The sequence below is a fragment of the Kitasatospora sp. NPDC058190 genome, assembly GCF_042883685.1.
Taxonomy (GTDB): domain Bacteria; phylum Actinomycetota; class Actinomycetes; order Streptomycetales; family Streptomycetaceae; genus Kitasatospora.
In genome coordinates this window covers 41,401-66,569 of the sequence record NZ_JBHVVI010000003.1, presented here as the reverse complement: position 1 = coordinate 66,569, position 25,169 = coordinate 41,401, and the positions used below count along the sequence as shown (strand labels likewise).

Genomic DNA, 25,169 nt, shown 5'->3' with positions numbered 1-25,169 from the left:
ACCGGCGTGATCGGATGGTTATCGATCATTCCCGACTATCGGGTGCAAAACGGTAGAGAAGCGCCAGAATAGGTACGGGGCAAGCCCCTTCCCTGGTCCGAACCACATGGAGGTGGTATCGGTGGCAACCCATATGCCGACGGGCATGGAGCACCACCCGGACATCGTCGAACTCCGGGAGCACTACGAGCGGGTCACCTTGACTCCCCGCGCCCAGGGCGTCGAAGCCCTGGCCGTACTGGCCGGCCTCTTCCTGGCGGCATCGCCGTGGATCGTCGGATTCAGCGCCTTCAGCACCCTGACCGTGACCTGCCTGATCGTGGGTCTGGCCTACACGGCGCTGATGGCCGGCTACGGATCGGCCTACGAACGGACGCACGCGCGGGCCTGGGCGGCCACCGCGCTCGGTGTCTGGACGATCCTCTCCCCCTGGGCCGTCTCCGGGTCCGTCGCGCTCGGCAGGAACATCGTCACCTGCGTCATCGCCGGTGCCGTGATGTTCCTGCTCGGCCTCGCGGCGATCTCGATGGCCACGATCACAGCGAACGGAGCAGCGATGCGGCTCGGCCGGGCCGGCCGCGCCAAGGGCTGATCTTCCCCATTGGCCCGTGTCCGGGGCGCGGAGGGCGCGAGCCCGCCGCGCCCCGGCGCGCGTCCGACGGAAACGCCTGCGGCTGCGGAAGTTCGACTGCGCAAGCGCCTACGGGTGCGTCATCCGCAGCACATCCAGCGCCTGGTCCAACTGCTCCTCGGTGAGCCTGCCCTGCTCGACGTACCCGCGCTCCAGCACCACCTGACGGATCGTCTTCCGCTCGGCCAGTGCCTGCTTGGCGACCTTCGCCGCCTCCTCGTACCCGATGTACCGGTTCAGCGGCGTCACCACCGAGGGCGAGGACTCCGCGTACTCGCGGGCCCGTTCGACGTTGGCGGTGATGCCGTCCACCGTCCGGTCGGCCAGCAGCCGGGCGCTGTTGGCGAGCAGCCGCACCGACTCCAGCACGTTGCGGGCGATCACCGGGAGCATCACGTTCAGCTCGAAGTTGCCGCTCGCGCCGGCCAGCGTCACCGTCGCGTCGTTGCCGACCACCTGCGCGGCGACCATCAGCACCACCTCGGGCAGCACCGGGTTCACCTTGCCCGGCATGATGGACGAACCTGGCTGCAGGTCCGGCAGGTTGATCTCGCCGAGGCCGGTGCGCGGGCCGGACCCCATCCACCGCAGGTCGTTCGCGATCTTGGTGAACCCGACCGCCACCGTGCGCAGTTGACCGCTCAGCTCGACCAGCGCGTCCCGCGCGCCCTGCGCCTCGAAGTGGTCCCGGGCCTCGGTCAGTGGCAGGTCGGTGGCGCGGGCCACCTCCTCGATGACCGCCGCCGGGAAGCCGGGCGGGGTGTTGATGCCGGTGCCCACCGCCGTTCCGCCGAGGGGCAGTTCGGCGACCCGGGGGAGCGTCGCCAGCAGCCGCTCCCGTCCGTGCCGCACCTGCGCCGCGTAGCCGCCGAACTCCTGGCCGAGCGTGACGGGCGTGGCGTCCATCAGGTGGGTACGGCCCGACTTGACCACCTGCGCGAACTCGGCCGCCTTGCGCTCCAGCGACTCCGCCAGGTGCTCCAGCGCCGGGATCAGGTCGTGGGTGACGGCGGCGGTCGCGGCGATGTGGATCGAGGAGGGGAAGACGTCGTTGGACGACTGGCTCGCGTTCACCTGGTCGTTCGGGTGGACGGGCCGTCCCAGCCGCTCGCCGGCCAGGGTGGCGATCACCTCGTTGGCGTTCATGTTCGAGGAGGTGCCCGAACCGGTCTGGAACACGTCCACCGGGAACTGGTCGTCCCAGCGGCCTTCCGCGACCTCGTCGGCCGCCGCCGCGATCGCCCCGGCCGTCTCCTCGTCCAGGACCCCGAGGCGGGCGTTCACCCGAGCCGCGGCCGCCTTGATCCGGGCCAGCGCGGCGATGTGCGCGCGCTCCAGCCGCTGGCCGGACACCGGGAAGTTCTCCACCGCCCGCTGAGTCTGCGCCTGCCACTTCGCGTCGGCCGGCACCCGCACCTCGCCCATCGAGTCGTGCTCGACCCGGTAGTCCTGCGACTTCTCCCGCTCGTCACCCATCGCGCGCTGCACCTCCTGTACGGGCCCGCTCGGCCCGGTCACGGGTCCACCGATCCGCCGATCCGGTACTGATCCGCCGATCCGCTGACTCACCGATTGATTCACCGATTGATTCACCGATCACGACAGCCGCGCGCGGGCTCCGGGTATTTCCACCCGGGGCCGAGTGATCCGCCGGTGATCCACCGGTGATCCGCCGGCGGCGCCGCTACAGCCGGGTCAGCTCGGCCCGGACCAGTTCGCCCGGCTCGGTGCCGGCCTGGACGACCGGCGACCCGTCCGCCGCCCAGACGCCGGAACCGCCCGAGCTGTCCGGGCACACGCCCGTCGGCCCCGCGCTGGTGGACAGCACGACCTGGACCCCGTGCGCGGTGGAGCGGGCCCGGCAGTGGGCATCCCGCCGCTCGGCCTGCGCGGCGCCCGGGCCGTACAGGGTGGAGGCGACGTAGGCGTCGATGCCGAGCGCGGCCGTCTCCTCGGCGTGGGTCGGGTCGGCGGCGTCGGCGCAGATCGCGAGGCCGAGGCGCAGGCCGTCCAGCTCCAGTACGACGGGCTTCTCGCCCGGGGCGAAGCGGTCGGGTTCTCCCTCGCCGTGCAGGCGCATCTTCCGGTAGACGACGGTGGCACCCTCGCCGGTGACCGCCAGGGTGGCGATGGCCTCGCGTCCGTCCGCCTCCGCGACCGGCGCGCCGACCAGGGCGAGGGCGCCGGTGGCGGCGCAGGCCTCGACCAGCGGGGCGAGCCGAGGGTCCGCCGGGTCGACGGCGGGGGCGGCCAGGTCGTAGCCGGTGAGCGACAGCTCGGGGAAGACCACCAGGCGGGTCCCGGCCGCCCGGACGGCCTCGGCGTGCCGCTCGACGTTGACGGACACGGTGTCCGGGCGGCCGGGCTCGGCGCAGGCCGGCTGGGCGACGGTGACGGTCAGCGACGCGGACGAGGGCAAGGCGGGGCTCCGGGCGGGTGGGAGTCGGTGGTCAAGATCAACCTATGCGTGCCCGGAGGAGCCCGGCAAGGACCGGCTCTGCGTGCCGGGCCTGGCGGCCGACCGGCGGTGGCGCCACGCGGAGGCCGCCCCCGCGGCGCCGAGTTGAGGGGCGCTGCAGGGGCGGTCCGCAGCCGTTTGGGCCGTGATCACTCGAAGGAGTGAGATCCCGGCCGGATCACTTCAAACGGTCGTACGGCGCTTCGTACGCTTCTGACCGGGGCCGGGCGGACACCGGCCCGCCCCGGAACGCCGCAGCACGGCCCGGGGGGACACCGGCGCAGGCGCAGGGGGCGGACCAGGATGACCGCAGGACACGGTGTGAACGGCGGAGCGGGCGGGGCGGGGAACGAGTCGGGGAGCAGCCGGGGGAGAGGACTGAGCAGGCGGCGGTTGCTCGGCGCCTCGGCGGCACTCGGCGGCGCGGCCTGGCTGCTGCGCGGCACCGTCGGCCCGGACAGCGCCGAGGCCGCCACACCCGTACCGCCCGGCCTGCCCGCCGGCGCCGAACTCTTCCAGCGGGTCTTCCAGAACTGGTCCGGCGAGATCCGCACCGACCAGCTGTGGACCTGCGCGCCGCGCACCCCCGAGGAGGTCCCGGCGCTCGCCGACTGGGCGCACGCCAACGGCTGGCGGCTGCGTGCCACCGGCTACCGGCACACCTGGGCGCCGCTCACCGTCGCCAACGGGACCCCGGACAGCGCCCGCGTCCTGCTCCTGGACACCAGCCGCCACCTCACCGCGCTCACCGCCGACTCTCCCACCACCGTCCGGGCACAGACCGGCGCGAGCATGGAGGCGCTGCTCGCCCACCTGGCCGACCGCGGCCTCGGCCTGACGGCCTGCCCGGCCCCGGGCGACCTCACCGTCGGCGGCGTGCTCGCCATCGGCGGCCACGGCACGGCCGCCCCCGCGGCCGGGGAACAGCGGCCGGACGGGCACGGCTACGGCTCGGTCAGCAACCAGGTGGTCCGGCTCACGGCCGTCGTCCTCGACCCGGCCACCGGTCGCTACGCGCTGCGCACCTTCGACCGCGCCGAGGCCGACAGCGCCGCCCTCCTGGTGCACCTGGGCCGGGCCTTCCTCACCGAGGTGGTGCTGCGGGCCGGGGCGGACCGGCCACTGCGCTGCGTCAGCCGACTCGACATCCCGGCCACCGAGTTGTTCGCCCGTCCCGGCAGCGGCAGCGGCGGTGGACTGCTCGGAGGGCTGCTGGGCGGCGGCGGTCCGCGCACCCTCGCCGACTTCGTCGAGCGCGACGGCCGGGTCGAGGCGATCTGGTTCGCCTACACCGAGTACCCGTGGCTCAAGACCTGGACCGTCACCCCGACCAAGCCGCTCGCCTCGAAGGCCGTCGACCAGCCCTACAACTACCCCTTCTCGGACAGCGTTCCGGAACCGGTCGCCCAGCTGGCCGGGCAAATCGTCAGCGGAGCCTGGGGATCGGCCCCGCTGTTCGGCCAACTCCAGTACCTCGTCGCCAAGGTGGCGCTCACCGGCGACCTCACCGACGTCCTGCTCTCCGGCGGACTGCTGCGCGACCTGCTCACCGGCGACCTGATCACCCACCTGCTCGCCGGCGGCCTGCGCTCCGACCTCTGGGGCCCCTCGCGTACCCTGCTGCAGTACGTCCGGCCCACCACGCTGCGGGTCACCGCCAACGGTTACGCGGTCCTGGCCAAGCGCGCCGACCTGCAGTGGGTGGTCAGCGAATTCGCCGCCTACTACCGGCAGTTGCTCGGCGAGTACCAGGCCAGGGGCGAGTTCCCGGTGAACGGCGCGGTGGAGATCCGGGTCACCGGCCTGGAGGACCCCGCGTACTCCGGCGTCCCCGGCGCCCGGCCCCCGCTGCTGTCCGCGCTGCGGCCGCGGGCCGACCGGCCGGAGTGGGACACCGCGGTCTGGCTCGACGTGCTCGCCTTCCCCGGCACCCCCGGCCTGGAACGCTTCGCCCGGGACCTGGAGCAGTGGCTGCTGCGCACCTTCGACGGCACCCGGGCGGGCGTGCGGGTCGAGTGGTCCAAGGGCTGGGCCTACACCGCCGACGCGGCCTGGTCCGACCCGGACCTGCTCGGCCGGGTCATCCCCGACAGCCTGCGCGCCGGGGGCGGGCCGGGCTGGGACGAGGCGGTCGCCGTGCTGGACCGGTACGACCCGCACCGGGTGTTCGGAAACCCCTTCCTGGACGGGCTGTTGAAGTAGGCAGGCCCCGGGTCGTCCGGGGGAGGAGGGCGGTGGTTCGTCAGATGTGCTCCATCACGATCACCGCGAGGGTGTCCGGTACGAGGGCGCGGAACAGGTGCGGGGCGTCGCCCGGGTAGCTGATGTAGTCTCCCGGGCCCAGCTCGACCGGTGCCTCGGTCGGGCCGACCAGGGCCCGGCCAGAGCCGATCATCACGTGCTCGACGGTGCCGGGCATGTGCGGGTCGGAGGCCCTGGTCTCGCCGGGCTGGGCCTCGATCCGGTAGATGTCGCGCCGGGCGTTCGGCGGGCAGGAGGAGAGCACGGTGGCCGCGTAGTTGGCCTGCTCGGAGTGGGTCACCGGGCCCTCTCCGGCCCGGAGCACCTTGACCGTCGGGCGCGGCGGGTCGACCAGTCGGCTGAAGGGCACGTTCAGCGCGACCCCGAGCGCCCAGAGCGTCTCCACGCTGGGGTTGCCCGCGCCCGACTCCAGCTGCGAGAGCGTCGACTTGGCGATGCCCGCGCGCCGGGCCAGCTCGGTCATCGACAGGCCGCTGCGCTCGCGCTCGCGCCGGATGGAGGCGGCGATCTGGCCGATCAGCTCCGTGCCGGAGCCGTTGGCGCCCGTGGGCTGGGCGGTCTGGTCACTCATGTTCGCCACTCACGCTTTCTCCCGGCTCCCTCGTCGGGGTCGGTCGGTCGGTCTTCGGTGGTTGGTGCCGTTCATGCTGCCACGGCCGTCCGCGGCGGCGTTCGTTCGTTATGTCGGCCTCTTTGTTCGCCTTGACGAACTGTGGGCGGCAGGTTCACTCTGGTGGACATGCGTTCGCTTCTCCGAACACTGGAACATGCCACTGTCCGTGACATCGCCCTGGTCTGCCTGGCCGACGCCTTGGTCGGCGTCTCCTTCGGCGCGATCAGCGTGTCCGGCGGTCTGCCCCTCTGGGTGCCGGTCGCCCTCTCCGTCCTCGTCTTCGCGGGCGGCTCGCAGTTCGCGGCCGTCGGCGTGGTGCTGTCCGGCGGCGGCGCGCTCGCGGCCGTCGCCACCGGGCTGGTGCTCAACGCCCGGCTGCTGCCGTTCGGGTTCGCCGTCGCCGATGTGCTCCAAGGCCCGTGGTGGCGAAGGCTGTTCGGGGCGCACATGCTCACCGACGAGAGTGCCGCCTTCGTGCTGCGGCAGCGCGACCCGCGGCGGCGCCGGGCGGTGTTCTGGATCTGCGGGGTCTCGCTGTTCGTGGTGTGGAACGCCGCGGTGCTGCTCGGCGGGTTCGCGGGTGGCCTGATCGGCGACACGGACGTGCTGGGCCTGGACGCGGCCTTCCCGGCGGTGCTGCTCGCGCTGGTTCTGCCCTCGCTCGCGGACCGCGGGACTCGTACGGCGGCGGTGGCGGGCGCGGTCGTGGCCGTCGCAGCCACGCCGTTCGTGCCGGCTGGGGTGCCCGTGCTGCTCGCCCTGGTCGGGCTGCTGTTCGCGGGTCGGCCGGGAGTGAAGGAGACGGCGGGGCCGGAGGTGGCCGTCGTGGCCGTGAAGGAGGACGTCCGATGATGCCGCTCTACGCCATCCTGCTGCTGGCGGTCGGGACGTACGCCTACCGGGTGGCCGGTCCGCTGCTGGGGCACCGGCTCGCGCTCTCGGATCGGCTGCGGCACCTGCTGGCCGTCGCGGCGGCGGTGCTGCTGGTCGCGCTGGTGGCGACCGGCGCGCTGACCCAGGGGCACGGCTTCGCGGGGTGGGCGCGCCCGGCGGGGGTGTTGGTCGCCGGGGCGCTCGCCTGGCGCAGGGCGCCCTTCCCGGTGGTGGTCGTCGCGGGTGCGGCGACCACGGCGCTGCTGCGGCTGTGCGGGGTGGCGTGACGGCGGGCGGCAGCCGGCTGGCGGCGAACAGCTGACAACTTTCAGCGAACAGATGACGGATTTCGAAATCTGTCATCTGTTCACTGTTGTCCGTTCGCCGCCACCTGTTCGCCGCCGCCGCGCGCCCCGCCCGCGCCGGTTACTCCTCCGTCAACCGCTCCGCCTGCACCTCCGGCCGTTTGCTGTCCCACAGCATCTCCCACACCTTGAACACGCAGTGGTAGTCGCGCATGCTCCCCTGCGAGATCAGCAGATAGGTGTCCCCGTCCCGGAGGAGCGTCCTCCGCCGGCTGCTCATCGGGTGATCCGGGGTGTACGTCGGCACGATCCGGCGCAGCTCCGCGACGGCCTCCTCGCGGGTGCCCTCGACCTCGCCGAGAACCTTGTTGCCCCAGGTCCGGTCCCTGCCGATGCCGACCGTCTCCTCGACCACCAGCGCCCAACGCGCCATGTTCCGCCTCCCCGTGTCCCCGTGTCGCTTTCCTCACGCCTTCGCGTCCGTCCGACGCCCGGCCGCGTGCGCGATACTCCCGGTACCCGGCACCCGGCCGACCACCGAACATCCGGCATATTCCGCCATATTCCGCCGAGAGTACAAGGAACTTCAATGACGAAGCCGCCCCGGATCGACCCGTCCGACCTGCTCGCCGTCGGCGACCTCCTCTCCGACGAGGAGCGGCTGATCCGTGACACCGTCCGCAAGTTCACCGAGGAGCGGATCCGCCCGCACATCGGCGACTGGTTCGACCGCGGCGTCTTCCCGGCCCGTGAACTCGCCCCCGAACTCGGCGCCCTCGGCGTGCTCGGCATGCACCTCGACGGCTACGGCTGCGCGGGCGCCGACGCGGTGGCCTACGGGGTCGCCTGCATGGAGCTGGAGGCGGCCGACTCCGGACTGCGCAGCTTCGTGTCCGTCCAGGGCTCCCTGGCGATGCGTTCGATCCACGCCTTCGGCTCCGAGGAGCAGAAGCAGCGCTGGCTGCCCGGCATGGCGGCCGGCGAGCTGATCGGCTGCTTCGGCCTCACCGAGCCCGACTTCGGCTCGGACCCGGCCAACATGCGCACCCGGGCGGTCCAGAAGGGCGGCAAGGGCGGCGACTGGGTGCTGTCCGGCAGCAAGATGTGGATCACCAACGGCAGCATCGCCGACGTCGCCGTGGTCTGGGCGCAGACCGAGCAGGGCGTGCGCGGTTTCCTGGTCGAGCGCGGCACCCGCGGCCTGACCGCCACCGACGTGCACGGCAAGCTCTCGCTGCGCGCCTCGGTCACCAGCGAGCTCGCCTTCGACGAGGTGGTGCTGCCCGCCGACGCCGTGCTGCCCGGGGTCACCGGCCTGCGCGGACCGCTCTCCTCCCTCAACGAGGCCCGCTACGGCATCCTCTGGGGCACCGTCGGCGCCGCCCGCGACTGCTACACCGCGGCCCTCGACTACGCCAAGAGCCGGATCCAGTTCGACCGCCCGATCGCCGGCTTCCAGCTCACCCAGCAGAAGCTGGTCGAGATGATGCTGGAGGTCGAGAAGGCCTACCTGGTGGCGCTGCGGATCGGCCGGCTCAAGGAGGAGGGCGCCGCCCGCCCGCCGCACATCAGCTTCGGCAAGCTCAACAACGTCCGCACCGCGCTGGAGATCGCCCGCAGCGCCCGGACCGTCCTCGGCGCCAACGGCATCACCACCGAGTACCCGGTGCTGCGGCACGCCAACAACCTGGAGTCGGTGCTCACCTACGAGGGCACCAGCGAGATCCACACCCTGGTCCTCGGTGAGGCCATCACGGGCGAGTCCGCCTACCGCTGACGGCCCGTCCACCCCGTCGACCAGCGGAAATCCGGTAGCCGGGCCCGTCGCGGCCCGGCTACCGTTCCCGCCATGAACGGCCAGAGCACCGGGACGACCCGGACGCCCCCGACCACCACCCTCTGGCGCCCCACCGGGCCCGAGGAACTGGCGCTGGTCGAGGCCGCCGACTGGCGCGCCTGGCCGCCGAGGCTGCCCGAGCAGCCGATCTTCTACCCCGTCCTCAATGAGGACTACGCGATCCGGATCGCCCGCGACTGGAACGTGCCCGCCTCCGGCGTCGGCTACGTGACCCGCTTCAAGGTCGAGACCGCCTTCCTGGCCCGCTACCCCGTGCAGCAGGCCGGCGGCCGGACCATCCTCGAACTCTGGGTGCCCGCCGAGGAGCTGACGGAGTTCAACCGGCACATCGTCGGCCGGATCGAGGTCGTCCACGAGTTCCGGCCTCAGCCGTGACACCGCGCACGGGCACAGCGCGTACGGCCACGGCGCGTTCCGGCGCGGCCGGTACGGATGCGGTGGGGCGGGTCCTGCTCACCTCCGCCCAGCGCACCAGCACCACCACCCTGCTCGCCGAGGCCGCCGCCCGGCGCGGCCTGACCATCGCCGCCCTGGACGGCCCGGGCGCGGTCGGGCGGCTCACCGGGCGGCCCGTCCACTGGTACGGCGGCCCGCTCGCCGCCGCCCGGATCGCCGCGCCGCTCGGCCTCGCCCTGCTCGAACCCGAGGACGACTGGCTCGCCCGCCTCCCCGAGGAGTTCACCCGCCGCCGGATCGAACTCACCACCCTTGCCGAGGCCTGGACGCTGCGCCACCCCGTCTTCGTGAAGCCGCCCGCCGACAAGTCGATCCCGCCCGCCGTCTACCCGGACGGCTCCCGGCTGCCCCGTACCGGCGATCGGATCGGCCCCGACACCCCCGTCCTGGTCAGCGAACCGGTGACCTTCGCCGCCGAGTACCGGCTGTTCGTCCGCGACGGCGAGGTGCTCACCGGTAGCCGCTACGCCCGCTTCGGCCGCCTCGACCCGGCGCCGCTGACCGACGGGGCCGCCGCCTTCGCCCGCCGCCTGCTCGACGCCGTCGGCGACACCCTGCCCAGCGCCGTCGCCCTGGACGTCGGCCCGGTCGCCGACCCGTACGACCCGGCCGAGCACTGGGCCGTGGTCGAAGCCAACCTGCCCTGGTTCGCACACTGCTACGCCGCCGACCCGGAGCGGGTGCTCGACGTGGTGCTGCGCGCCGCCGGACCGGCCGCCGAACTCGCCGAGGCCGACCGCCGCTTCGTCCGCCCGCCGGCCGACGGCCGACGGCCGACCGAAAGCCGGCCCGACCGACGGCTGACCGAAAGCTGACGTGACGGGCGACCGGCCACCTCCTGACACCTCGCGGACACCCTCCGTTCGACAGGGCGACGCCGATCGGTACGGCGGGCGGTGAAGCATGGCGCGGTCGGCGGCGCCCTCGGCGGGCGCGGCCGGGTGCGCACCACCGAAAGGAAGCCCCGCCATGTCCCCAGCCCAGTGGCCCCGCCCCCGCGTGCTCGTCGTCGGGATCGACGGAGTCCGCCACGACTACCTGGCCGAGGTGGCGATGCCGCGCCTCCAGGAGGTCGCCGAGGCCGGGTTCCTGGTGCCGGTCACCGTCGCGGACACCACGCCCACCATGTCCGGGCCGTGCTGGGCCACCATCGTGACCGGCGTCGAGCCCGCCAAGCACGGTGTCTGGGGCAACCACCTGGGCGGCAACCGGCTCGACGTCTTCCCCGACTTCGCCACCCGCCTCAACCGCGGCGACCGTCGCCGCACCTTCGTCGCGGCCGGCTGGGACCCGCTGATGATCAACGAGTCCGGCGGCCCGCTCTTCCGCGCCCCCGGCCGGCTCTCCTACATCGCCCCGGCGGAGGACACCCCCGAGGCCTGGGAGACCGTCGACGAGGAGGTCACCCGGGAGGCCGTCCACGTCCTCTCCACCGCCGACCCCGAGGCCTCCTTCGTCTACCTCGGAGCCGTGGACGAGACCGCCCACTTCCTCGGCTGCGGCGAGGAGTACCGCGCCTCGATGCGCACCGCCGACGAGCGCCTCGGCCGTCTGCTCGACGCCGTCCGCGGCCGGGCGAGCTACGCCGAGGAGCAGTGGACCGTCATCGTCGTCACCGACCACGGGCACGTCGACGCCGGCGGCCACGGCGGCCGCAGCGTCGAGGAGCGGACCGCCTGGGTCGCCTGCGCCGGCCACGACATCCCGGCCGCCCCGCCCAGCGGCGAGATCCGCCACCCCGACGTCGCCGCCCAGGTGTACGCCTCCCTGCTGCGTCCCATCGACCCGCACTGGACCCTCGACGGGCGCCCCTTCCCGGTCGCCCGGCCGGTGTCCGCGACGGTCTGACCTGCCGTCGCACCGTCCTACGGGCCCTTCGGGGCGCTCCGTCCCCCCGGGTGCAGCAGGCCGGACTGCGACGGGCCCGCGATTGAGTCACGCTCGATCGCGGGCCCGAACGGCCCGTACCTCGGGGACCGGGCCGCCGGACATACGCCTGAAGGTGGAGACGGTACCCCGTGGGTTGGGTGCAGGATCGCGACCTCGTGGTGACGATCCGAAGGGGCGGTCCGGGCCAGGATGGATACACCCGGACGGCGGACCGCTCCGCCGGACGGTCCGGACGGGCCGAGCGCGGTCACTCCGGCAACCGACACATCGGCACCGGACACGGAGAGGGAAGTCGGGTATGAAGGGCATCGTGAGCAAGGTCGCGCTGGGAGTCGCGGGCACCGGCATGGCCGTTGCCGTGGCCGCCGTGGCAATCGGCCCGCGGGTGTCCGAGTGGTGGGACGGGCGCCATCAGGAGCAGGCCTCGTACGAGAGCGGGTCCCAGGCCAAGGCCGACCGCCGTTCGATGCCCGCCTGGCTGCCCGACAACGCCTCCTCGGTGAAGTACGTGATGTCCACCTCGGGCGACGACCGCCTGCTGCGCGCCACCCTCCCCGAGGGCCGGCTGCCCGCAGGCTGCACCGCCGGGCTGCCGGGCAAGGGCCCGCACCCGGTGCCGCTCTCGCTCAAGGCGGGCTGGTTCCCGGAGAACATGGCGACCAAGGCGAGCGGCACCTGTGGGTACTACAATGTGACGCTCACCGGCAACCAGCTCTACGCGTGGCAGGACGGCGCGACACTGCAGGCGGCCCTTCGCGCCGAGCACGTCGCCAAGCACTGAGGGTGCTGACCGGGCGCTGATCCCGGATCAGCCGTCCTGACCAGGGAGTGGAACGGCCCGCCGGGCACCGGAAGGTGCGGGCGGGCCGTCGTCGTGCGCGTGTCGAGAATCGTGCGCGCGCCGCGATCGACCGGTGGGCGGATCCGCCCGGGCGCACCCCTGCTGTCGTTCCCCCGCCGGGCTGCGACAGGACGGATCGCGAACGAACCCACGTCACCGCGTCCGTTAGGAGAGCCATGCCCGGCCCGACCGTCGGCCCCGCCGACGACACGTCGACCGCTCCCGCATCGACCGTACCTGCATCGACCGCCCCGGCATTCGGCACCTCGCCCGTCGTGGGCCGGGCCGGTGCCGGCCGGGCGATGGTCGCGGTCCTCGGCGGACTCACCGCGCTCGGCCCGCTCACCACTGACCTCTACCTCCCCGGTCTGCCGGCGATCGCCGAGGACCTGGCGGCCGAACCGGCGGCCGTTCAGCTCACCCTCACCTTCTCGATGTTCGGGGTCGCGGCCGGTCAGCTGCTCTTCGGACCGCTCAGCGACCGCTTCGGGCGCCGACCGCCGCTGCTGGTGGGGCTGGTCGTCTACACCGTGTCGAGCGTGGTGTGCGTGGTCGCCCCCAACCTGTCGGTGCTGATCGCCGCCCGCTTCGTCCAGGGCGCGGCCGGGTCGGCGGGGCTGGTCATCGGGCGCGCCGTCGCCCGGGACCGCTTCCAGGGCGTGGCGATGCTGCGCTTCCTCGCCTCGATCGCGCTGATATCCGGGCTGGCGCCGATCCTCGCCCCGATCGTCGGCGCACAGCTGTTGCGGTTCACCTCGTGGCGCGGCACCTTCGGCGCGCTGACGGCGCTCGGGCTGCTGCTCGCTCTGGCCGCGTTCGGCGCGCTGCGCGAGACGCTGCCGCCGCAGGCCCGGAACGGCGGCGGGGCGGGCGCGGCGCTGCGCACCATGGGGCGGCTGCTGCGCCGACTTCCCTTCCTGGGGCTGGCGTTGACCAGCTCGCTGTCCTTCGGTGCGCTGTTCGGCTACATCAGTGGGTCGTCGACGGTGCTGCAGCACGTGTACCAGGTCTCGCCGCAGACCTACAGTCTGCTGTTCGGGCTGAACTCGCTGTCGATCGTGGTGACGACCCAGCTGAACGGGCGGGTGCTGGCCCCGCGCTTCACGGCACGGGCGCTGATGCTGGGCGGGCTCGCCACGGCGGTCGCGGCGGGGGTGGCGCTGGTGCTGCTGACAACGGTCTGGGACTTCGGGCTGGCCGGGTTCTGCCCGCCGCTGTTCGTGCTGATGGGCAGCCTCGGGGTGGTCCTGCCGAACACGGCGGCCCAGGCGTTGAGCCTGGTCGAGCCGCAGGTCGCGGGGACGGCCTCGGCGCTGCTGGGCACCGGCAACTTCCTGTGCGGCGCGCTGGTCGCGCCGCTGAGCAGCCTCGGCGGACGGCCGTCGGCGGTGCTGCTGGCGGTGGTGGTGCTGGGGTGCGGGGTGCTGGCGCTGGTGGCGTACGTGACGATGTGCCGGCCGGTGCGGCTGCGGGCCGTGGCGGGGTGACGGCTTTCGGCGAACAGATGACGGCTGACAGATGTGGAAATCTGTCAGCCGTCATCTGTTACACGTCAGTCGTCAGCCCGCAGCCACTAGGAGATCGAGAAGTCGTCTCCGTAGACATCGCCCTGCCCGTACCAGCCGTGCAGGTACACCGTCACGGCGCCGGAGGCGCCGGTGGTGAAGGGGACGGACAGCTTGGTCCAGCCCGAGGAGTTGGCCCAGGTGCTCCCGGTGGCACCGCCGCTGACGCCGATGTAGGCGTAGTTGCCCTGCACCCAGCCGCTCAGGGTGTAGCTGGTGTTGGGCTTCAGCGTCACGGCCTGGGTGCATTCGCCGGTCTGGCTCGCGCCGGGTGCGGCCTGCAGCGCGTAGGAGCCGGAGTGGACCGGGGTGGAGACCACGGCGCCGCCGCTCCGGCAGGTCCACGGGGCCAGGCTCCCGGTCTCCAGGTCGCCGTTGGCCAGGCCGGTCGACGGGGCCGTCCCGGTGACGGTCAGCGAGTAGGTCGCGGTGTGGGTGCCGGAGGGCGCGGTGGCGGTCACGGTCAGCGGGTAACTCCCGGGCGCCACCGCCGAGGTGGTGGCGATGTTGAGCGTGGCGCTGCCGCCGGCGGTGACGCTGCCGGGGGTGACGGTGGCGGTGACGCCCGCCGGGGCGCCGCTGACCGAGAGGTTGACGCTCTGCGCCGATCCGGCGGTCACCGTCGTCGCGATGCTCGCCGAGGTGGACGAACCGGCCGCCACCGTACCGGAGTTCGGGTGAGGCGTGACGGAGAAGTCGTTGGTCACCGTCGAGCCGCTGGTGAACGGCGCGAAGACGTGGCTGAAGTCCCAGGTGTTCTGGGCGATGCCGGAGCAGGAGTCGTCCCCGCCCTTGCCGACGCAGCCGCCGTTGTCGCGCTGGAGCGCCCAGAAGGACAGGGTGTTGATGCCCTTCGACACCGCCCAGTTGTACACCGTGGTGGCGTTCGCCACGGTGAAGGTCTCGGCCGCTCCGTAGTCGTCGATGCCGACCATCTCGGTGATCCCGATCGAACCCCACAGCTGCGCCGGGGTCTTGGACGGGTAGAGCTTGGCCAGCTGGTTGTACAGGCCCTGCGCGGAGGTCTGGGTGTCGGCGGCCATGTCGTGGGTGGCGCCGTCGTAGTAGTCGAAGGTCATCATGTTGACGACGTCGATCCGCGCGTTGTTGTTGACCGCGTTGCGCAGCACCGCGAGGCCGTTGTCGGCCAGCCCGCTGGTGGTGGTCGGCAGCGTGTAGGAGAACTGGACGTTGCGCCCGTTGGCGGCGGCCCAGTCCTGCACGGTCTTGATCGCCTTGTTGCGGCGGTCGATCCCGGCCGTGTTGGTCAGCGAGTTGTCCTCGACGTCGAGGTCGATCCGGCTGATGTCGTAGGTGGTGACGAGGTTCTCGTAGGCGGCCGCGATCTGGTTGACGTCGGTGCAGCTGTCGGCCAGTTCGGTGCCGGTGTTGTCGGCGGTGTAGCCGCCGAAGGAGGGGATCACGTCCCCGCCGTTGGCCCGGATGGTGGCGATGTCGGCGCCGAAGGTCGAGGAGGAGACCGGCTTGGAGGTGTCGCCGTTCCAGTACGGGGTGCAGGAGCCCTTGGTGGCGGCCTGCAGGAAGGCCATGGTCAGGTACTTGGCGCCGGACTGCGCGGCCAGCGTGGCGGGACTCTGGCCCGTCCAGGACTCGAAGTAGGGGGCGAACACCCGACTCGGCAGCGGGGTCGCGGCCTGGGCGGTGCCCGTCCCGGCGGCGACCAGGCCGGCCGAGGCGGCCAGGGTGGCACAGGCTGTCAGCGCGGCCTGGACGGTTCTGCGAAGACGCATGGATTCTCCAACGGACGTGGTGGGGTAGGGCGTTGGGGCGGTCAAACCGGGCCGGGGCGTCGGCGGCCGTGTGGGAGGCGGCCGCGCGGACCCTGGTCCGGGAGTCCGGTGCGGACACAAGGGCGTACGGAACCCGCCGACTCGCGTGGAGGCGGGCGACGGTGCGAACGTGCGCACGCCGTACGGGGCGGGGGGTGGAGCGGAGCAGGGCAGGGCGGTGCCTCAGCCGCCGGTGGTCACACCCCCACAGTGCATCCCGGTCGGATCGACATGCTTATGTTTGGACTAGACCACTGGTCTGTCAAGAGTCCTGACTGCTCGTCAGCATACGGCCCCGGCCGCCGAACGGACCGGATTGGCGACCGGGGTGGCGGGGAGGGGCCGTTGGGCAGTGCGGCGCAGGTCGCCCGGTGTCGGTTCCACCAGTCGCAGGGCGGTGGTCTCCTGGTAGCGGTGCGGCGGCGTCAGCTTGTCGACCGCATCGGTCAACCACGCGTCGTCGCCGAGGAGTTCCGTGTGCCGCTCACGGGCGACGTGCATGGACGTGAAACGGAGCAGCAGGATGTGGCGGGCGGGGTGTCGGGCGCGATGGTGGGTGAACCGCGCTTCCCGGTCCGCGAACGCCGGTGGCCGCGCACCCGGCGGGCGGGGCGCGGCCACGGCTGCCCGGAGCTCAGGACGCCGGGCGGTTCGGGGTGCGGATCGCGCTAGCGCGGCGACGGGCAGAGCGTGGTGCGCAACGCGTCGTTGATCTTCGCGGCGGTGTCGGGGCCGAAGCCCTGCGGGTGGTCGGGCGAGGTGAAGTGCTGGTTGGCCAGCTCGATCAGCTTTGCCTTGTCCTTGGGGAACTGGTACATCGACTGGCACTGCTTGCGGGCCTGTTCCACCACCTGGTCGGGCTTGCCGCCGACGATCGCCGGGTCGATGGCGTTCAGCGCGGCGACCACCTTGCCGGTCAGGTCGGAGTCCGGCTTGGCGGGCAGCCCGGCATCGGCGGGCGGTGCGGGCTTGGCCGGGGCAGACCCGTCCGCACCGGGCGAGGAGCCCGCAGGCGCGGCCGTGGCGCCGGGCGCGGCGGTGGTGCCGTCGGCGGTAGCAGACGTGGAGGGCGCGGAGGTGGCGGGCGTTGCGGCGGCCGAGCTTGTCGAGGCGTCGGAGGGGGTGGCGGCGACGGTGGTGGGGGAACCGGCCGCAGCGGTGGCCTTGCCCGAGCTCGATCCCGAGCTGGAGCAGGCAGCGAGGCTCACCGCGGCGAGTGCCGTGAGGGTGGCGGCGAGGAGACGAGTGCGCATGGCGCCACACTGTCATGTTCGCGGCGCCGAAGGGAAGGTCCCGCCTGACGGTGAACGGCGGACGGTGAACGGCGGACGGTGAACGGCGTGCGGTGGACGGCGGCCCGGAGGCCGATGCCTCCGCGCCGCCGTTCGCCGTACGACTCGGTCGCCGTGCGGGTCGTCAGCCGAGCCCGTTGGCCTTCAGCCAGTCCTTGGCCACCGCCGACGGGTCCTCCTTGTCGATCGCGACGCGCTTCATCAGCCCCGTCAACCCGGCGGTGTCGAGCTTGGCCGACACCGCGTTGAGCGCCGCCGTCGCGGTGGCGTCCACGCCCGCCTTGTTGACCAGCGGGGTGATGTTCTGCGCGCCGAAGACGTTCTTCGGGTCGGTCAGCGGGACGAGCTTGTACTGGACGATCTTCGGGTCGGTGGTGAACACGTTGCCGACCTGGATGCTGCCGTCCTTGAGCGCGTTCGCGGTGCTGTCGGCGGTGGGCTTCCACTCCTTGAAGGTGAGCCCGTAGACGTCCTTGAACTGCTGCTCGCGGCGGGACTTGAACTCCGGCTGGCCGCCGATGGTGAACTCGCCGGCCTTGGCGGTCAGGTCGGAGATGCTCTTGAGGCCGTACTTGTCGGCGGTCTCCTGGGTGACGCTGAGCGAGTCCTTGTCCTCGGCCGGCGAGGAGTCGAGGATCGCCAGCGAGGCGGGCAGTGTCTTGGTCAGCGCCGCGTTCACGTCCTGGGTGGTGACGGCGGTGGCCTTGGCGTCCAGGTAGGCGAGCAGCGCGCCGTTGTACTCGGGCAGGACGGTCAGGTTGCCGCTCTGCAGTTGCCCGTAGAGCACCTCGCGGCTGCCGATGTTGAACTTCTCCTCGACCTTGACGCCCTTGGCCTTGAGCGCCTGCGAGTAGATCGAGCCGAGTAGGACGTTCTCCGGGAAGTTCGCCGAGCCGACGACGACCGTCGACCCGGAGCCGCCGCCGGCCGCCGTGGCGCCCCCGGAGGCGGTGGTGCCCGCCGCGGCGGTCGACCCTCCGTCGAGCGGGTTGCTGCTGGAGGAGCCGCAGGCGGTCGCGCCCAGGGCGAGCGCGGTGAGGGTGCCGAGGAGGACGGCACGCCTGCTTCTCTTCAATGTCGACATGGTGACAGTTGTCCTTCCGGGGCGGATGGGAGAGGAGGGTTTCAGCGGGCCCGGCGCTGGGCGCGCATCCCGGGCGGGAGCGCGAACCGGGCGAGCAGGGCGAAGAACAGCTGGGCGCCGACCGCGAGCAGCACCACCAGCAGCGCGCCGCCCACGGTCACGGCGTACTGGCGGGTGGCCAGGCCGTCGATGACGTAGCGGCCGAGGCCGCCCAGCCCGACGTAGGCGGCTACCGTGGCGGTCGCGATCACCTGGACGGTCGCGGTGCGCCAGCCCGCCAGCAGGGTCGGCGCGGCCGACGGCAGGCAGACCTGGAGGAGCACCTGGGGGTGGGTCAGCCCGATGCCGCGCGCGGCGTCCCGGACGTCCGGGTCGGTGCCCCGCACCCCCTCGACGGCCGCCACCAGCAGCGGCGGCGCGGCGAGCGCGACCAGCGGGATCAGCACGGCGGTGTCGCCGACCCCGCCGAGCAGCACCGCGAGCGTCACCAGGCCGAGGGTGGGCAGGGCGCGGGCGGCGCCGGCCAGCGCGGTGACCGCGGTGACGCCGCGCCCGGTGTAGCCGATCAGCAGCCCGAGCGGCACGGCCAGGACGGTCGCGAACAGCAGGGCCTCGCCGGAGAGCAGCAGGTGCTCGGCGACCCGGTGCACGATCGAGTCCGGGCCGCTGCGGCGGTCCGGGGCGGTGAAGAAGTCGCTCAGCCAGGTGAGCCAGTTCACGAGCCCGCCCCCTTCGCCCGGACGGCCCACGGCGCGAGCAGCCGCCGGGCGGCCACCAGCAGCAGGTCGACGACCAGTGAGAGCACGGCGATCAGCACGATGCCGGCCGCGATCGGGGTCGGGAAGGTGCGCTGGAAGCCGTCGATGAACAGGTAGCCGAGCCCGCCACGCCCGACCAGCGCGCCGACACTGGCCAGCGAGATGCTGGACACCGCGGCGACCCGCAGTCCGGCGATCAGGTACGGCACGGCGGCGGGCAGTTCGACCGAGGTCAGCCGGTGCCACGGCCCGTACCCCATCGCGGTGGCGGCCTGCCGGACGGACTCCGGGACGGCGCGCAGCCCGTCCACGGTGGTCGGCAGGAGGACGGCGAGGGCGTAGAAGGTGAGCGGGATCATCACGGTCGCCTGGGTGGCGAGCCCGGTGTAGGGGATCAGCACCACGAACACGGCCAGCGAGGGCAGCGCGTAGACGATGTTGAACACGGCCGCCAGCGGCTGGTACAGCCGGGGGAACCGGGCGCAGGCCAGGCCGAGCGGGACGGCCAGCAGCAGGCCGATGAGCACCGGGAGCAACGAGATCAGGGCGTGGTCGGCGAGCAGGTGGCCGAGGTAGCCGAGGTGGTCGCCGATCCAGTACCAGCGGACGATCGGTTCATCGTCCACCGTCGGCTCCGTCCGTCCGGTCGGTGCTGAGGGTCTTGCCGCTGTCCGGGGTCCTGCCGGTGCCGGGCGTCTTGCCGGTGCCGGGCGTCTTGCCGGTGCCGACGGGCTTCTTGAGGGCGTCGGTGGTCCGGTCGGCGGGCGCGAGAGCGGCGAGGATCGCCTCGCGGCTCGCGGTGCCCGCGGCCCGGCCCTCGGCGTCCAGCGCGACCGCGACCCCGGCGGGGGAGAGCACGGCGGCGTCCAGGGCGGTGCGCAGGGTGTCGGTGTCCGGGCGGTATCCGGCCACCGGCTGCAGCTCGGCGGTGACGGCGGTGCGGTCGATCCAGCCGATCGGGCGGAGCTCGTCGTCCAGGGCCAACTCCCAGCCCCCGTACCGGATTCCCTCGCCCACCGGGCGCAGCGGGACGGCGGTGGCGGGGCGCAGCCCGAGGCCGCGCAGGCCGCGGTCGCGGCCGAGGAAGGCGGCCACGCCGTCGTCGGCGGGCGTGGTCAGCAAGGTGTGCGGGTCGGCCAGCTGGGCGATCCGGCCGTGCTCGCGCAGCACCACGACCTGGTCGCCGAGCCGGACGGCCTCCTCGATGTCGTGGGTGACGAACAGCACCGTCTTGTGCAGTTCGGACTGCAGCCGCAGCAACTCGTCCTGGAGCCCGGCGCGCACCACCGGGTCGACCGCGCTGAACGGCTCGTCCATCAGCAGCACCGGCGGGTCGGCGGCCAGCGCGCGGGCCACGCCGACCCGTTGCTGCTGGCCGCCGGACAGCTGGAACGGGTAGCGCCTGGCGGTCTCCGGGGCGAGTCCGACCAGTTCCAGCAGTTCGGCGGCTCGGGCGCGGGCCCTCTTGCGGTCCCAGCCGAGGAGGTAGGGGACGGTGGCGATGTTGTCGATCACCTTGCGGTGCGGGAAGAGCCCGGCCTGCTGGATCACGTACCCGATGCCTCGGCGCAGCTTGGCGGGGTCCAGCTGGGCGACGTCGGTGTCGTCCAGCAGCACCCGGCCGGAGGTGGGCTCGACCATCCGGTTGACCATGCGCAGCAGCGTGGTCTTGCCGCAGCCGGACGGTCCGACCAGGACGGTTATCCGACCGGTCGGGACCTCCAGGTCCAGGCCCTCGACGGCGATCGTGCCGTCGGGGTGGCGCTTGCCGGCGCCCTCGAATCTGATCACGGGGTGTTTCCTCGTCAGGGCGCCCCGGGGAGGCGGCGCCTGTGTCGTTCGGTCGTTCGGTCGGGTCGTTCGTGTGACGGCGGGTCCAACCGCCCGGGCGTTCGTCCGCCCGCGTGGCTGCCCAGCTTCGGACCGGCAGAAACTCCGATCAGACTATGACCTGCATTATCTCCTGTCCGTGATTTACCGTCCGGCACGCGCCGTGGAGCCCGGCTCAGGCCTGGCTTGAGCCCCTTCTCCCCGCCCCTGTCGGGGGCTCGACGTCAGCCGCCCGGACGGGTCGGCAGCCCGGCAGCGGCCCAGCCGACGAAACCGCCGTCCAGGTCGGTCGCCCGGTGCAGCCCCAGCTCACGCAGCGAGGCGGCGGCCAGGCTGGAGGCGTAGCCCTCGGAGCAGACCACGATCAGCTCGACGTCGTAACCCGAAGCCTCGGGGATGCGGTGACTGCCGGTCGGGTCGAGCCGCCACTCCAGGACGTTGCGCTCGATGATCAGTGAGCCGGGGATCTCACCCTCGGCCGCCCGCTGCGCCGCCGGACGGATGTCCACCAGCAGCGCGCCCGCCAGTTGGGCCAGGTGCGCCTCCTGGGCGCGGGGGCGGTGGACGCCTTCTCGGGCCCGTGCCACCAGGTCGTCGATCGTGGTCACCACTGCTCCGGTCCTTCCTCCGAGGTACGGACGAGCCCGCCGGCCCGCAGATCGTAGTGCGCCATCGAGCTGAGCGGGGGCGAGTAGGCGTGCAGGGTGACGGCCGGGCCGGAGGCGGTGTTGCGGACGTCGTGCACGTAGTCGGGGCCGAAGGCGCGGGCGGTGCCGGCCGGGACCCGGCGGATCAGCAGGCCCTGATCCGGGCCGCCGAGGGACAGCTCCTCCAACTCGCCGAGCGCGACGGTGAACGCGCCGCGCGAGCCGCCGTGGTCGTGGAAGCCGGTGGACTGACCGGGCAGCCAGCTGATCAGCCACACCTCGTGGTCCTCCCCGGTCACCAGGCGCTGGTACCAGCGCTCCTCGGTGGAGAGGCGGACCAGGTGGATCCACTGCTCGGGCTGCTCGGCCAGCTCGCGGACGATGCTCCGCAGGGAGTTCGGGGTCAGTGGAGCGCGGGCGCGCGCGGTGGTGGGTGTCTCGGGGGTGTGCGTCGGGGTCTCGGAGACGAGGTCCAGGCTCATGGGGCGTCCTCGGGTGCGGCGGGAACGTCGGCGGGGTGCGGCCGGGTCCGGCGGCTGCGGTGGTGCCCGGCGGGCGCGAGTCGGCGGAGCGACCCGGCACGACCGGGCACGGCACGCACGGTGCCGTCGGGCGAGGCGGAAGTACGACAGGAGTCAGAACCGCGGGTACGGGTGCGCGGCTCGGGCCCTGGCAGACGTCACAGGGCGGGACCGGCGGGGAGGAGCAAGGTCAACAGGCACAGATGGAACTCGCCTGGCGTCGCAGATCGACGTGCAGGCGGCAGACCAGAGTGGCGCCGGAGTCCATGCACCGGATCCTTTCCGAGCCGGTCGGACGAAGTCAAGCCGGGGCGCCCGTCTGTTGCGCCCTGTTAACTCTCGGCAGGACGGCGCGGAGCCAGGGGAGCCGCGGCCGACGGCGCCGCAGCCGAGTGCTCGGACGGAGCCGAGGACGCGCCGCCCGACGCCGAGGACGCGCTGCCCGGCGCCTGTGCGGGGACGGGCGCCGCGGAGTCGTCCGCGGCGTCCGACAGGGCCTGCTCGATCACCGGCCCGGCCTGCTCGCCCAGGTGGCGGCCGAGCGTCTGGTAGGCGTCGAACTGCTGGTGGTTGAACCACTGGTCGCTGGTGCCGTCGTTCGGGAAGGCCTGGTTGGCCACCGCGTAGGAGTGCAGCTCGTAGGGCATGTCAGCGGTCAGCACGGCTTGGAGGACGATCAGTGTGCCGTGCCGGTCGGATTCCGGGAGGCCGTCGGTGCGGGGGTAGCGGATGTCGCCGGTGATCACCCCGCGGGCGGAGAGCCGGTCGGAGAGCTGGGCCGCCAGCCCGCGCAGGGGCGCTCCGCCGCCGTCCCGGTCGGCGGTGGCGCTGCCCGGGATCAGCAGCTCCGGCCGGTGCAGAGTGATCACGATGCCCAGCTCCTCGCGGGCCAGCGTGATCGCGGCGGCCAGGTTGGCCGCGTAGCCCGAATCCCCGCTGGCGTCGATGCACACCGCCGTCCGCACCCGGTGCCGCAGCAGCTCGACCAGTCCGAGGTTCTCGTAGTGGCCGCCGTCGGTGGTGAGCAGGAAGCGGTCGTCCGCGGGGAACCGGCCGGTCAGTTCCCGCAGCTGGTAGGGGAGTCGGCGGACGGCCGGCTGCCCGGCGCGGCGCCAGTCCGGGGTGCCGGACCAGGCCGGCCCGAGCACCGCGGGGTTGGGCAGCCACGTCCCGAGCCGGGCGTTGGTCACCGCGAACAGCCCCTGGTAGACGCGGGATTGGCGCCCCATGGCGGAGGAGAAGGCGGCCCCGGAGACGGCCATCGCCGACTGCACGGTGAGGTCCCGGGCGATGTGTCGCCGGGTGCGCCGCTCCAGCAGGTCGGTGCGGGCGTACCCGACGTCAGGACCGCCCACGTAGTCGTGGGAGAGCGAGAAGGAGACCGCCCGACGGCCCGGCGGCGTGCGGGAGTTGCCGGAGAGGTTGGCCGCCGCCGAGAAGATCACCTGCGGGAAGTCGGGGTGCCGGGCCGCGTAGTGGCTCAGCCAGGTCTGCTCCCGGTAGAAGTCGTACCCGCGGGCGAACGACCGGCCGCCGTCGGTGACCCGGCGGACCGCGAACGCGGAGGCCAGCCGCAGCCGGTAGAACGGGTGCAGGCTCATCCAGGTCTGGTCGAGGTTGAGCCCGACCGCGGCGAGCACCAGCGGCAGCAGCACCTGCACGGCCGTCGGCCAGGCGTACCCGGTGGCGACCGCCCAGCCGAGGGCCAGCAGCGCGCAGGCCGTCAGTGTGGTGAGGGCCGCCCAGACCACGATGTACTGCGGCAGGTTGGCGGTCAGGCCGCCGCCGAGCCGGCCGGCGCCGCGTAGCGCCCCGGCGAACGCGGCCGCGCCGCTGCGGATCGTCCGGCGGTCGCGCCAGAGTATGCCGAGCAACAGGGCGAGGTAGCTGAGCACCACGGTCAGGCTGAGCCCGGCGCCGGTCAGCCGCGGACCGGCGGCCAGGGCCTGTTGGAGGCGGACGGCGCCCCAGGCCAGCCCGGGGACCGCCAGCACCCCGACGGCCAGCAGGGCGGCCAGCGCGAGCGCGGCGGAGTAGAGCCGGTGCAGGGTGCGCGGCAGCAGTGCGTGCCAGCCGAGTGGCGGGAAGGCCAGCAGCCACAGCAGCCAGCACCCGGCCGCCGCGGCCAGCAGAGCGGCGAGGGCGGCCAGCGCGGGCGTCCGGAAGACCAACTCGCCCGGCACGGCGCCCGTGTGGCGCAGACCGACGGCCGCCAGGGCGTGCAGATCGGTGAGTGGGGCGGCGCGGTAGAAGCGGCTGAGTCCGAGGCCGAGCACCAGAACGGCGGCCAGCAGCAGGGTGAGCGCCGACAGCACGCCGCGCAGCAGCGTCCCGAGCGCGACCAGCCACTCGCCGGCGCCGTCGGCGATGAACTTGCCGTGCCGACGGAGGTGGTCCTCCTCCGGGGAGCCGGGCTCCAGCACGGTGTCGGCCGTCAGTCCCGAGACGGCGTGCACCGGGCTGCCGGGGGCGGAGTCGCTGAGCGCGAGCTGCAGCGCGCCCACGGTGTACCCGCCGCCCGAGACGGAGACCAGGTACCGGGCCCGCTTGAGCCATGGGCGCAGCGCCTGGAGCGCGCCGAGCGTGACGCAGGCCGAGCGGATGCCGCCGCCCGAGGCGCAGAAGCCCAGCTCGGCGGGCTCGCGGCCGGGCGGCACCCGCGCGGCGTCGCGCCAGTGGGTGTGGGCGTCGGGCGGCCCCTCCGCTGACTGCCCGCCGTCCCCGTCGTACCGGGCGTCCCCGTCGTGCCGGGCGGCCGTCGGCCAGGGCGGGATCAGCGCCGGGCGATTCGTCTCGTCCGTCTCGACCGAGGGCTTCGACGCGGAGGACCGCAGTCCGCGCACCGCCCGCGCGGCCGTCACCAGCAGCACGCCCGCCGCCGCCACCCCGGCCGGCAGGAGCAGCAGCCACGCGACGGTGGCGAGCGCGGCCGCGACCGCGAAGGGGGTGTCGGAGCCGTGGTGGTCGAGCGCGACGCGCAGCAGCAGGCTGCCGGTGAGGTCGCAGCCGGCCGCGAGCAGACCGGCGCCGCCGACCGCCAGCGCCAGGGCGCGCCCACGCCGCCGGCCGAACACGTACCGGCCGAGCAGCGCAGCGGCCACCAGCGTCAGCCCGTACCCGGCGACCGGCCAGAGCTCGGCGCGCAGGGCGGCCGTGTAGTCCCCGGTGCGCCCGCCGACCAGCGCCTCGGCGGCGGTGCGGGAACCGGCCAGCCGCAGGGCGACCTCCCGCACCTGCGGCGCCTGGCGGTGGTGCAGCAGCCAGCCGAGGACGAGCGGCAGCACCGCACCGAGGGCGAGCAGCAGGCCGGCCCAGGCGGGCAGGGCGGGCGCCCGCCCCGCCGCCACCGGACCGTCGCCCACGGCCGTAGCCGAAGCACCCTCGGCGTGCGCCGCACCCGAAGTACCCGCCGTATCCGAAGCACGCTCCGCGCGCTTGCCGAGCGCTGCCATCCGCACCACCCCCTTGGGCCCGATGCCACCCCGTGTCGTCGCC

The 25,169-nt window shown here is 73.4% G+C and carries 25 protein-coding genes; 10 read left to right on the top strand and 15 right to left on the bottom strand.

Going from position 1 to position 25,169, the window contains the following annotated elements; genetic code table 11:
• Window positions 1–145 precede the first annotated feature (145 nt).
• Window positions 146–592: an SPW repeat protein gene (locus ACFVWU_RS02205; protein ID WP_387614260.1), complete on the top strand. Its 447-nt coding sequence runs from the start codon at window positions 146–148 to the stop codon at window positions 590–592.
• A 108-nt stretch (window positions 593–700) separates the two neighbouring features.
• On the opposite strand, the gene ACFVWU_RS02200 is transcribed toward ACFVWU_RS02205, so the two are convergent.
• Together ACFVWU_RS02200 and ACFVWU_RS02195 are read right to left on the bottom strand one after the other, a co-directional pair.
• The gene (locus tag ACFVWU_RS02200) at window positions 701–2,107 is read right to left on the bottom strand and encodes a class II fumarate hydratase (RefSeq protein ID WP_387614258.1); all 1,407 of its coding nucleotides are present in this window, start codon (window positions 2,105–2,107) and stop codon (window positions 701–703) included.
• Window positions 2,108–2,315: 208 nt separating this feature from the next.
• The gene (locus ACFVWU_RS02195; RefSeq protein WP_387614255.1) at window positions 2,316–3,050 is read right to left on the bottom strand and encodes a carbon-nitrogen hydrolase family protein; all 735 of its coding nucleotides are present in this window, start codon (window positions 3,048–3,050) and stop codon (window positions 2,316–2,318) included.
• A gap of 342 nt (window positions 3,051–3,392) precedes the next feature.
• Here ACFVWU_RS02195 and ACFVWU_RS02190 point away from each other — a divergent pair, with 342 nt between their 5' ends.
• On the top strand, window positions 3,393–5,291 hold the full coding sequence (locus ACFVWU_RS02190) for a cholesterol oxidase substrate-binding domain-containing protein (protein WP_387614252.1): 1,899 nt from the start codon (window positions 3,393–3,395) through the stop codon (window positions 5,289–5,291).
• 40 nt (window positions 5,292–5,331) lie between these two features.
• Here the strand turns inward: ACFVWU_RS02190 and ACFVWU_RS02185 are convergent, their stop codons facing one another.
• Complete coding sequence (locus tag ACFVWU_RS02185; protein WP_387614249.1) at window positions 5,332–5,922, bottom strand: helix-turn-helix domain-containing protein; 591 nt, start codon at window positions 5,920–5,922, stop codon at window positions 5,332–5,334.
• Between the two features lie 168 nt (window positions 5,923–6,090).
• Between ACFVWU_RS02185 and ACFVWU_RS02180 the strand changes: the two genes are divergently transcribed.
• Both ACFVWU_RS02180 and ACFVWU_RS02175 read left to right on the top strand, forming a co-directional pair.
• Complete coding sequence (locus tag ACFVWU_RS02180) at window positions 6,091–6,816, top strand: AzlC family ABC transporter permease (RefSeq protein WP_387614246.1); 726 nt, start codon at window positions 6,091–6,093, stop codon at window positions 6,814–6,816.
• Complete coding sequence (locus ACFVWU_RS02175; RefSeq protein ID WP_387614533.1) at window positions 6,816–7,124, top strand: AzlD domain-containing protein; 309 nt, start codon at window positions 6,816–6,818, stop codon at window positions 7,122–7,124. Before ACFVWU_RS02180 ends, ACFVWU_RS02175 begins: the two co-directional genes overlap by 1 nt.
• 139 nt (window positions 7,125–7,263) lie before the next feature.
• Here ACFVWU_RS02175 and ACFVWU_RS02170 read toward each other — a convergent pair whose 3' ends face one another.
• On the bottom strand, window positions 7,264–7,575 hold the full coding sequence (locus ACFVWU_RS02170) for a hypothetical protein (RefSeq protein WP_387614243.1): 312 nt from the start codon (window positions 7,573–7,575) through the stop codon (window positions 7,264–7,266).
• A gap of 156 nt (window positions 7,576–7,731) precedes the next feature.
• Here ACFVWU_RS02170 and ACFVWU_RS02165 point away from each other — a divergent pair, with 156 nt between their 5' ends.
• The 6 genes from ACFVWU_RS02165 (at window position 7,732) to ACFVWU_RS02140 (ending at window position 13,674) form a co-directional block, all read left to right on the top strand.
• On the top strand, window positions 7,732–8,919 hold the full coding sequence (locus tag ACFVWU_RS02165) for an acyl-CoA dehydrogenase family protein (RefSeq protein WP_387614240.1): 1,188 nt from the start codon (window positions 7,732–7,734) through the stop codon (window positions 8,917–8,919).
• Between the two features lie 72 nt (window positions 8,920–8,991).
• Window positions 8,992–9,375, top strand: a complete 384-nt coding sequence (locus ACFVWU_RS02160) for an ADP-ribosylation/crystallin J1 (protein ID WP_387614237.1) — start codon at window positions 8,992–8,994, stop codon at window positions 9,373–9,375.
• A 62-nt stretch (window positions 9,376–9,437) separates the two neighbouring features.
• A complete protein-coding gene (locus ACFVWU_RS02155; RefSeq protein WP_387614530.1) occupies window positions 9,438–10,271 on the top strand; it encodes an ATP-grasp domain-containing protein in 834 nt (277 codons plus the stop codon).
• 154 nt (window positions 10,272–10,425) lie between these two features.
• A complete protein-coding gene (locus ACFVWU_RS02150) occupies window positions 10,426–11,304 on the top strand; it encodes an alkaline phosphatase family protein (protein ID WP_387614234.1) in 879 nt (292 codons plus the stop codon).
• A 340-nt stretch (window positions 11,305–11,644) separates the two neighbouring features.
• The gene (locus ACFVWU_RS02145; protein WP_387614231.1) at window positions 11,645–12,127 is read left to right on the top strand and encodes a hypothetical protein; all 483 of its coding nucleotides are present in this window, start codon (window positions 11,645–11,647) and stop codon (window positions 12,125–12,127) included.
• 236 nt (window positions 12,128–12,363) lie between these two features.
• On the top strand, window positions 12,364–13,674 hold the full coding sequence (locus tag ACFVWU_RS02140; protein WP_387614228.1) for a multidrug effflux MFS transporter: 1,311 nt from the start codon (window positions 12,364–12,366) through the stop codon (window positions 13,672–13,674).
• A gap of 86 nt (window positions 13,675–13,760) precedes the next feature.
• Here the strand turns inward: ACFVWU_RS02140 and ACFVWU_RS02135 are convergent, their stop codons facing one another.
• The 11 genes from ACFVWU_RS02135 to ACFVWU_RS02085 form a co-directional block, all read right to left on the bottom strand.
• Window positions 13,761–15,503: a glycosyl hydrolase family 18 protein gene (locus ACFVWU_RS02135; RefSeq protein ID WP_387614225.1), complete on the bottom strand. Its 1,743-nt coding sequence runs from the start codon at window positions 15,501–15,503 to the stop codon at window positions 13,761–13,763.
• Window positions 15,504–15,824: 321 nt separating this feature from the next.
• Complete coding sequence (locus tag ACFVWU_RS02130; RefSeq protein ID WP_387614222.1) at window positions 15,825–16,043, bottom strand: hypothetical protein; 219 nt, start codon at window positions 16,041–16,043, stop codon at window positions 15,825–15,827.
• Between the two features lie 167 nt (window positions 16,044–16,210).
• A complete protein-coding gene (locus ACFVWU_RS02125) occupies window positions 16,211–16,795 on the bottom strand; it encodes a hypothetical protein (protein ID WP_387614219.1) in 585 nt (194 codons plus the stop codon).
• A 163-nt stretch (window positions 16,796–16,958) separates the two neighbouring features.
• The gene (locus ACFVWU_RS02120) at window positions 16,959–17,918 is read right to left on the bottom strand and encodes an ABC transporter substrate-binding protein (RefSeq protein WP_387614217.1); all 960 of its coding nucleotides are present in this window, start codon (window positions 17,916–17,918) and stop codon (window positions 16,959–16,961) included.
• Between the two features lie 41 nt (window positions 17,919–17,959).
• Complete coding sequence (locus tag ACFVWU_RS02115; RefSeq protein ID WP_387614214.1) at window positions 17,960–18,637, bottom strand: ABC transporter permease; 678 nt, start codon at window positions 18,635–18,637, stop codon at window positions 17,960–17,962.
• Window positions 18,634–19,302, bottom strand: a complete 669-nt coding sequence (locus tag ACFVWU_RS02110) for an ABC transporter permease (protein WP_387614211.1) — start codon at window positions 19,300–19,302, stop codon at window positions 18,634–18,636. The genes ACFVWU_RS02115 and ACFVWU_RS02110 overlap by 4 nt, the downstream gene beginning before the upstream one ends.
• Window positions 19,292–20,467 carry an ABC transporter ATP-binding protein gene (locus tag ACFVWU_RS02105; protein WP_387614209.1) on the bottom strand — a complete coding sequence of 392 codons (1,176 nt, stop codon included), beginning with the start codon at window positions 20,465–20,467 and terminating at the stop codon, window positions 19,292–19,294. The genes ACFVWU_RS02110 and ACFVWU_RS02105 overlap by 11 nt, the downstream gene beginning before the upstream one ends.
• Before the next feature lie 263 nt (window positions 20,468–20,730).
• Window positions 20,731–21,117 carry a rhodanese-like domain-containing protein gene (locus tag ACFVWU_RS02100; RefSeq protein ID WP_387614206.1) on the bottom strand — a complete coding sequence of 129 codons (387 nt, stop codon included), beginning with the start codon at window positions 21,115–21,117 and terminating at the stop codon, window positions 20,731–20,733.
• The gene (locus ACFVWU_RS02095) at window positions 21,111–21,635 is read right to left on the bottom strand and encodes a cysteine dioxygenase (RefSeq protein ID WP_387614204.1); all 525 of its coding nucleotides are present in this window, start codon (window positions 21,633–21,635) and stop codon (window positions 21,111–21,113) included. Before ACFVWU_RS02095 ends, ACFVWU_RS02100 begins: the two co-directional genes overlap by 7 nt.
• A gap of 229 nt (window positions 21,636–21,864) precedes the next feature.
• The gene (locus tag ACFVWU_RS02090; protein WP_107086570.1) at window positions 21,865–21,942 is read right to left on the bottom strand and encodes a putative leader peptide; all 78 of its coding nucleotides are present in this window, start codon (window positions 21,940–21,942) and stop codon (window positions 21,865–21,867) included.
• Between the two features lie 64 nt (window positions 21,943–22,006).
• Complete coding sequence (locus ACFVWU_RS02085; RefSeq protein WP_387614198.1) at window positions 22,007–25,036, bottom strand: hypothetical protein; 3,030 nt, start codon at window positions 25,034–25,036, stop codon at window positions 22,007–22,009.
• Window positions 25,037–25,169 lie beyond the last annotated feature (133 nt).